This is a genomic window from Flavobacterium sp. (assembly GCF_035292545.1).
Lineage (GTDB): Bacteria > Bacteroidota > Bacteroidia > Flavobacteriales > Flavobacteriaceae > Flavobacterium.
Map to the genome: position 1 here is coordinate 1 of NZ_DATDPV010000028.1, position 7,810 is coordinate 7,810.

8 protein-coding genes and 1 pseudogene are annotated in these 7,810 nt (G+C 34.3%); 2 read left to right on the top strand and 7 right to left on the bottom strand.

The annotated features are described in order from the left end of the window. Positions 1-175 (bottom strand): annotated as a pseudogene (locus VI621_RS04510) (gliding motility protein GldC); the annotation flags it as partial. Beyond that, positions 175-1,131: a gliding motility lipoprotein GldB gene (gene gldB, locus VI621_RS04515; RefSeq protein ID WP_324217189.1), complete on the bottom strand. Its 957-nt coding sequence runs from the start codon at positions 1,129-1,131 to the stop codon at positions 175-177. The gene gldB and the pseudogene VI621_RS04510, both read right to left, overlap by 1 nt. A gap of 150 nt (positions 1,132-1,281) precedes the next feature. On the opposite strand from gldB, the gene nadE reads away from it, so the two are divergent. Together nadE and VI621_RS04525 are read left to right on the top strand one after the other, a co-directional pair. Continuing rightward, on the top strand, positions 1,282-2,088 hold the full coding sequence (nadE, locus tag VI621_RS04520) for an NAD(+) synthase (protein ID WP_324217190.1): 807 nt from the start codon (positions 1,282-1,284) through the stop codon (positions 2,086-2,088). Between the two features lie 87 nt (positions 2,089-2,175). After that, entirely contained in the window at positions 2,176-2,805 is a 630-nt protein-coding gene (locus VI621_RS04525) for a response regulator transcription factor (protein WP_324217191.1), read from the top strand. On the opposite strand, the gene dnaG is transcribed toward VI621_RS04525, so the two are convergent. The 5 genes from dnaG to VI621_RS04550 form a co-directional block, all read right to left on the bottom strand. After that, complete coding sequence (dnaG, locus tag VI621_RS04530; RefSeq protein WP_324217192.1) at positions 2,802-4,778, bottom strand: DNA primase; 1,977 nt, start codon at positions 4,776-4,778, stop codon at positions 2,802-2,804. The genes VI621_RS04525 and dnaG overlap by 4 nt on opposite strands. A 129-nt stretch (positions 4,779-4,907) precedes the next feature. Continuing rightward, positions 4,908-5,951 carry a hypothetical protein gene (locus VI621_RS04535; protein ID WP_324217193.1) on the bottom strand — a complete coding sequence of 348 codons (1,044 nt, stop codon included), beginning with the start codon at positions 5,949-5,951 and terminating at the stop codon, positions 4,908-4,910. Between the two features lie 30 nt (positions 5,952-5,981). Then, a complete protein-coding gene (locus tag VI621_RS04540) occupies positions 5,982-6,686 on the bottom strand; it encodes a hypothetical protein (protein ID WP_324217194.1) in 705 nt (234 codons plus the stop codon). Next, positions 6,667-7,227 carry an RNA polymerase sigma factor gene (locus VI621_RS04545; RefSeq protein WP_324217195.1) on the bottom strand — a complete coding sequence of 187 codons (561 nt, stop codon included), beginning with the start codon at positions 7,225-7,227 and terminating at the stop codon, positions 6,667-6,669. The genes VI621_RS04540 and VI621_RS04545 overlap by 20 nt, the downstream gene beginning before the upstream one ends. A 189-nt stretch (positions 7,228-7,416) precedes the next feature. After that, the coding region (locus VI621_RS04550; protein WP_324217196.1) for a polyprenyl synthetase family protein at positions 7,417-7,810 on the bottom strand (394 nt) is incomplete at its 5' end.

Consider the following 7,810-nt stretch of genomic DNA (forward strand, 5'->3'; position numbering starts at 1 on the left):
ACAAATCGATACGCATGGTCTCTTTTGCTTTACTGTCCCAAATGGAAAGCATAATAGCTTTGGCTTCTTCGGCTTCAATTCCACCGTCTTGTGCCGTCCAGCTTAATTTTTCGGGAACTTTATTTTCGTCTAATTCCACAAGGAATTTTATTTCGGAAGTGATTGTTTTACTCATTATTTCTGGGGCTTGTATTTTGATTTATTAAATATTTCTGTGGCATCCATTTGCAATAATTGCGGCAAAGATACTTCATTGTTTTTCATGAACGAACGGACAATTTGCCATCCTACCCAAGTTCCAACGCGTCCTGGTGATTCATTGTCGATTTCCAGATAAAATTTAGAAAAAGGCGCCACATTTATAAAACGATTTGGCAATTTGGAATCTGCATTGTATAATAATTTTTCCTCGATAAAATAACGCCACATGTAACCTTCATTTTCCTGACACCATTTGATTTGTTCGGGTGTGTAGCCTATTTTATCGGCATCGGTATGTTCCGGCAATAAAACATCTTTTAGATAGAGTTCCTTCCCTGCATAAACCATTTGCGAAAGCAGGGTTTTATCCATTGGCGGTGGAATTTTTCTGATTGCAAAACTGGAAACAATATCCGGCATCATTTGGTTTTTTCCGAAATTTTGTTTCAGATATTCCGGAAACTCATAGAATTTGTGTTCTTTTCCTAAATACAACTCCAAAGAAATCAGAACCAGACTATCAGCATAAACGGCTTTAGTATTGTAATCCATTTCATTAATCAGCGTGATTACTTTTGGCGTTTTGGTTTTTGGAAAGTAGAATTTGATGTGTCGGAATAAATCTTCGATTTCCTGTGTTTCGGGTTCGAAATTGCTATATTTTTTTTGGACTTCAGTATACAATTCTCGCCAAAGCGGATTTTTCATTTTATTGATCCAAACACTATCCTGAACTTCTTCCGGAAATAAAATCGGAAATTGTTTTTTGATTTTTGGCAATTCACTTACTGGTGTTTCAAAAAAAATCTTGTCGAAACGCACCACTTTTATTTCTAATGGAATATTTTCGATTTCTTTTTCTGTTTTATTTTTTTTGTCGCAAGAAGCAAATAAAAGACATAAGGCAAAAGGTAAAAGATATTTTTTCATCTATATGATTTTGTTTTTAGCCCTGATGGCAGCGGCATCCTTTTTCTTTTTTCTTTAAAAAGAAAAAGATATAGCGAACAGCAGGAAATAGCTCCTAATAATTATTATTTTTGCAAATATACATTGCGGTTTTTTAAATTTTCAGAAAATATGCCTAAAAAAAGTACAATTCAAGTTTACAAAGTTAATAATCACATTGTTAACTGGTTACGCGATTATGCGATAGACGCAAAAGTGAATGGTTTTGTCATAGGAATTTCTGGCGGAGTCGATTCGGCAGTAACCTCAACATTTTGTGCGCAAACGGGTTTGCCGACCTTGTGTGTGGAATTACCTATTCATCAGGCGCCAAGTCAGGTGAATCGTGGTCGGGAACACATTGAGCAACTCAAAAAAAGATTTGGAAACGTGACAAATGTGGAGGCAGATTTGACTTCGGTTTTTGAAACTTTTAAGAATCAGGTTCCTGTAACGGCAGATTTATCCAAATTGAACTTATCTCTTGCCAATACGCGCGCGCGTTTACGAATGACGACTTTATACTATTTTGCAGGGATTCACGGCTATTTAGTGGTTGGAACCGGCAACAAAGTTGAGGATTTTGGGGTTGGTTTTTATACTAAATATGGTGATGGCGGCGTTGATTTGAATCCGATTGGCGATTTGATGAAATCGGATGTTTATGCGCTTGGTGATTATTTGAAAATTTCAAATTCTATATTAGAGGCTGCTCCGACGGATGGCCTTTTTGGGGATGACAGAAGTGATGAGGACCAGCTTGGAGCCAGTTATGATGAACTGGAATGGGCCATGACAGAAAGTGAAAAAGGAAAAGCCGTTGTCGATTTTTCAGGAAGAGAAAGAATTGTTTTTGAAATTTACAAACGTTTGAATACCATTAATCAGCATAAAATGAATCCGATTCCGGTTTGTTTTATCCCTGAAGAAATTAAATAATTATTTAACATTATTTTACATACATTTGCATTTTTTCACTAACTTTACATATCCCATTTCGAAATGTAATCTTTAAAAATATAAATTATGATAAATGTTTGTCTAGCAGATAATTATCCTGTTGTACATTTTGGGGTAAAATCTTACTTTAAAGATCATGCTGACATTAGTATTGTTTCTAATGTGGGTAATTTTTCCATGATTGAAGAAGTACTTAAAAACAAGAAAATTGACGTCTTAGTACTCGATTTAGAATTAGAAGGCCTGTCCAGTATTTATGATGTAAAATCTATAATAAAAAATCATCCTAAAACTAAGGTCATTCTTTTTACTAGTCTTTCTGAACAGATTTATGCTCCTAATGCTATAAAATCAGGTGTTTCCGGATTTGTCCACAAAAGTGAAAAACTGGAAACTTTAGGTAATACGATTGTAAAAGTGCACCAAGGAACGGTTGTGCTTAGCGAAGCTGTTAAGAAAAATTTGGCTCTGATAGCCAAACAAAACAAAAGCGAACGCTTGTATCGAAAATTGTCTAACCGTGAAATTGAAGTACTGCGCTATTTAAGCGATGGGAAAAAGAATAATGAAATTTCTAAAATTCTTAACCTCAACGAAAAAACCATCAGTACTTATAAATTAAGATTGTTGACTAAATTAAACGTTACAAACTTAGTAGATTTAGTAAATAAAGCAAAAACGTTAGAAATCGTTTAATTATAACGCGACATTACTCTTCCTAATTTATTTGAGAAAGAATTAATCAACTTATAATAATCCATTGCCATAGAGAGAGGTTCTGTGTTGTCCGATTCAGGTTCGGATGATATAGAACCTTTTAGTTCTTCTATAATCCTGTCGACTAAATACCAACGTAAAGTAAGAATCGTTTCGGAAACGTATTGACTTATTGTTTGATTCTTTTGTTTTACAAATATATTCTGCCCTTCCCAATCGTGCAAACTTAATTTTTCGTCTTCCATCAAAATATCAGTAACTTCCTGAGCAAATTCGGGAGGCAATTGCATCAGATACTGTTCAATATTAAAATTCTCGTTTTGATGAAAATAATCAATCAAATTATTATAAACATCTTTGAATAAAGGATTGGCTAATTCTACCTCGTCTTCCTGCAAGCTCAGATACAATCTTTGATAAACAGGATATTCTTTTTTCTCCGTTACCGTTTCGACCTCTCCTTCCTCATTGGTTTTTAAAAGCACATCTTCAAACTCTTCTGTTTTATTGCCATACAATAGCAGTATTTCGATGATTTTTCGTTCCAATTGATACAGAATATCAATCTCTTCTGCCGCAGCCGGATTTTCGTTTTTTACAACTTCAAAAGCTTTTTGCTCTTGTTTGATTTTCTTTCCGGTTTCGGTAATGTCCTTTTGGACCAATTGTGCCAAAGTACTCAACAAAACCTGTTCGGAAATATCCATAATTCGGGCACATTCCTGAATATAAACTTCGCGTTGAATGCGATCCGGTATTTTAGAAATACTCGTAACCATATCCCGAATCAAATCGGCTTTTTTTACAGGATCATTCTTTGCATCATTCATCAAAAGCGAGGCTTTGAACTGAATAAAATCCTTTGAGTTATTTTCGAGATATAAAACTAAATCTTCGTAAGACGTTTTCTTAGCAAAACTATCGGGATCTTCTCCATCGGGAAACGTACAAACTTTGACATTCATTCCTTCTTCCAGAATTAAATCAATTCCTCGAATGGAAGCGCGAAGTCCGGCGGCATCACCATCAAAAAGTACCGTAATGTTTTTTGTCAATCGGTTGATTAATCGGATTTGATCCGGTGTCAATGCAGTTCCGGAAGAAGCGACCACGTTTTCGATTCCTGATTGATGAAACTGAATCACATCGGTATAACCTTCAACTAAATAACAATTATTTTGTTTGGCAATGGCTTGTTTGGCTTGAAAAATACCATACAAGACCTTGCTTTTATGGTAAATATCACTTTCGGGTGAATTGAGATATTTGGCTGCTTTTTTATCATTAGTTAAAATCCGTCCGCCAAAACCAAGTACACGTCCCGACATGCTTTGTATCGGAAACATCACACGGCTTTTGAAACGGTCAAACGGCCTGTCTTCTCTTGGAATGGTTAAACCCGTACTTTCCAGAAACTCCAGCTTATATCCTTTTCCTAAAGCTTCTTTGGTAAAAGCATCCCAGGCTTCTGGAGAATACCCTAATTCAAATTTTTTGATGGTTTCATTGGTGAATCCTCTTTCTTTGAAATAGGAATATCCAATGGCCTTTCCTTCTTCGGAATTTAAAAGTGTATCGTGGAAGTATTTTTTAGCGAATTCCGAAACGAGAAACATACTTTCCCGCACATCTGTAATGGCCTTCTCTTCATCTGATTGAACAGTTTCCTCAATTTCTATATTGTATTTCCTGGCCAGATAACGAATCGCTTCAGGATAAGTGAAATGTTCGTGTTCCATCAGGAACGTAATTGCATTTCCTCCTTTTCCGGAACTGAAATCTTTCCAGATTTGTTTTACCGGAGAAACCATAAACGAGGGAGAACGCTCGTCAGAAAACGGACTTAATCCTTTGAAATTGGTTCCTGCCCGTTTCAATTGTACAAAATCGCCAATAACCTCCTCTACTCGAGCAGTTTCGAAAACGATATCTATGGTGGCTTTTGAAATCAATTATTTTACAGGGTCAAAGTTACAAAGGGTCAAAGTTACAAAAGTTTAAACACGAATATGACGAATTTTTACAAATTAAAAAAGTGCTTCTTTCGAAACACTTTCTTAATAAATAACTAACAAAAAATTTTAATTTAAATCAAATCGAATACCTAATGAAATATTATTCTGTTTGACTGCATTATCAGTAAACAATGGATTTAGATCATATTTCACGTATAAACTAGTTTCTTTGTAACCGATATAAGAACTCACGCCGTATATGAAATCCGTAGTATTGAAATCGCCTCTTGCTCTTACTTTTACATCATTTCCATCCGTATCCTCGAATTTCAATATTTGTTTAGATTTCACATTGATTCCGGCATATCCTCCAAATCCCATACGGAATCCTTTATGCGATTGAAAAACAGTTTTATCATTTACCGTTTTGTTTTTAGAAAAATCAAATTCTAAATGAACCGGTGCTACCAAATAAACATTTCTGAAACGAGAATCATCCAAATCAATTGAACTAACTTCCAAATTCGTTTGATTTCCATCGACAACAAAAGTACGATTTTCAGTAGGTCGAAGATTATTGTACATCACTGACAATCCATATTTGGCGTGCAAAAGATTGTTGTTTTTCAAAATTCTGGTGTTATAGGTAAGTCCCCACTCATAGAAATGCGACCCGAAATATCTAAAATCTGAATGAGCGACTTGTTTATTGGTAATTAAATTATTGAAACCCGCAGCAAAGACAAATTGGCTAGTTGTTCTTTTTTCCCCTTGAATAGTATCTTTATGACGGTCTTTTATTTTCATCCCCGGAAATCCAAATGAATATCTTTTGGTTGAATCCTGCTCTTTTATTTTTCCATCCACTTTTTCCTGCACGACCAATTTCAATTCTTCTTCCGCTGAACCCACTCTTTTTTCTATATTTTTCGCTCTTTTTTCAGCCAGTTGAATTTTCTTTTCATCGGCTTGTTCGTTCGTGATGGAACCTGACTGCAATTGGGAGTTTACCGACTCTACTTCTACTTTTAATGCTGCTTTTTCTTCCTTTGTAATTTGTTCTATTTTAGAAGCAATAGTTTTAATTCTGTCTTCAAAAGTTTCCTGCGCTGCCATTTTATTAAAAAATAGACATAGAAATAGTGTTAAGTAAATGGTTAAATTTCTCATGATTGTTAATTTTAAATGTGATTAATGATTTTATTCCTGGTTTCTGTTTGCCAAAGCCACTTTGACAGTTTTATAATTTTTGTTTGCCGATTTGATTACCTTTTCTCTAAATGACAATTCTAATTCTCCATCCACTTGCGAAAGCAGATTGTTAACATCAACTTTTATGGTTGTTTTTTTAATCGGATTTTCCGTTTCTGAAGTTTTGTCAACGGTTGCTAATAGTTGGTCAACATCACCGTCATTTGATTTTGGTAAACTGATTTTTTGTTCAGTTTTTTGATTGATGATTGCATTCTCTTTTTGATTTTGATTGTTGCTTAATGCATAAATACTTGCTTCTTTTTTGGTTTTTGCTGTTTCAGTTTTTAGGACCGTTTTGTTTGATTCGGAAACAATAGCACTTTCAGGAATCGTTTGCATTGGAGTTATTACAGAAGCCTTTTCAACAATTGAAGTTTTCAAGGATTCATTTGTTACTTTATTTTCAATAACTACTGATTTCTCAACATCGCTTATTCCCTCGTTTTGACTGAGAAAAATTGTCCCGATTAATATAAATCCCAAAAAACTGGCAGCAATATATAACCAATTGTAATTGCGTTTGGATTTCTCATTTTCAGCAACCGTAAGCATTGCATCCAACCTGTCCCAAGCTTGATTCGAAGGCTGAATAGTGCGGCTATTCAACTTTTCTTTAACTTGTTTTTCTATATTATTTAGTTCCATTTTCATAATTCTTCAGCTTACTAATTTGTCCTTGCAGCATCTTTCTTGCGTGAGATAATTGCGATTTTGATGTTCCTTCGTTAATTCCTAAAAGGATTGCAATTTCTTTATGTTTAAAACCTTCAATCGCATACAAATTGAAAATCATTCTGTATCCATCCGGTAAATCATCAATAAGAAACTGAATATCATCAACATTAAAATTGCTTTCGATGTTATTAAAACTTCCTTCCTGATAATATTCATCTTCCAGAAAACTAACTTTTTTTTGAACTCTGATCCATGAAATGCATTCATTTATCATGATTCTTCTAATCCAACCTTCGAAACTCCCTTTGTGCTCAAAATTTTTCAGGTTTGTAAACACTTTCATAAAAGCGGTAATCATTATATCTTCGGCTTGATGCAGGTCTTTGATATATTGCCGACAAACGCTCAACATTTTTGGCGCAAACTGTGCGTAAATCTTTTGCTGAGCCTGACGATTATTTTCTAATGCCAGCGCAATGATTTCTTTTTGCAGTTGATGTAAGTCGATTACTTTCATGTTAGTTTTTAGAGACCAATTTAAAGTTTAAAGTTTTCGGAAATCTACAAACAGACTTCTATTAGCATAGACGAGAATGATTGTAAAAAGGTTGTATTACACTAAGACTATTTTTTAATTTGGGAATTTAAAAACAGACAAAGTCAGTGAATCCAATGTTCTATAAATATAAATATTTTTGAAAAAAAATTATTTTTTCCTTTCAATCACATAATTGACCATCAAGATTAGGGCTTCTTTAAAGTCGGAGTCTGGATAATTCTCTAAAAGCAAAAGTGCTTCTTGTTGAAATTGAACCATTTTTTGTTCGGCATAAGAAAGTCCGTTATGATCTTTTACAAAAGCAATCACTTCTTTCACGCGTTTCTTATCTTTATTATGATTTTTGATGGAATTGATGACCCAGTTCTTCTCTTTTGTAGTACAATTATTCAAAACATGAATTAATGGCAAGGTCATTTTCTGCTCTTTGATATCAATTCCTGTTGGTTTTCCAATAGCCTCATCGGTATAATCGAATAAATCGTCTTTGATTTGAAATGCCATTCCAATGAGTTCGCCAAATTTTCTCATGTTCTCCACC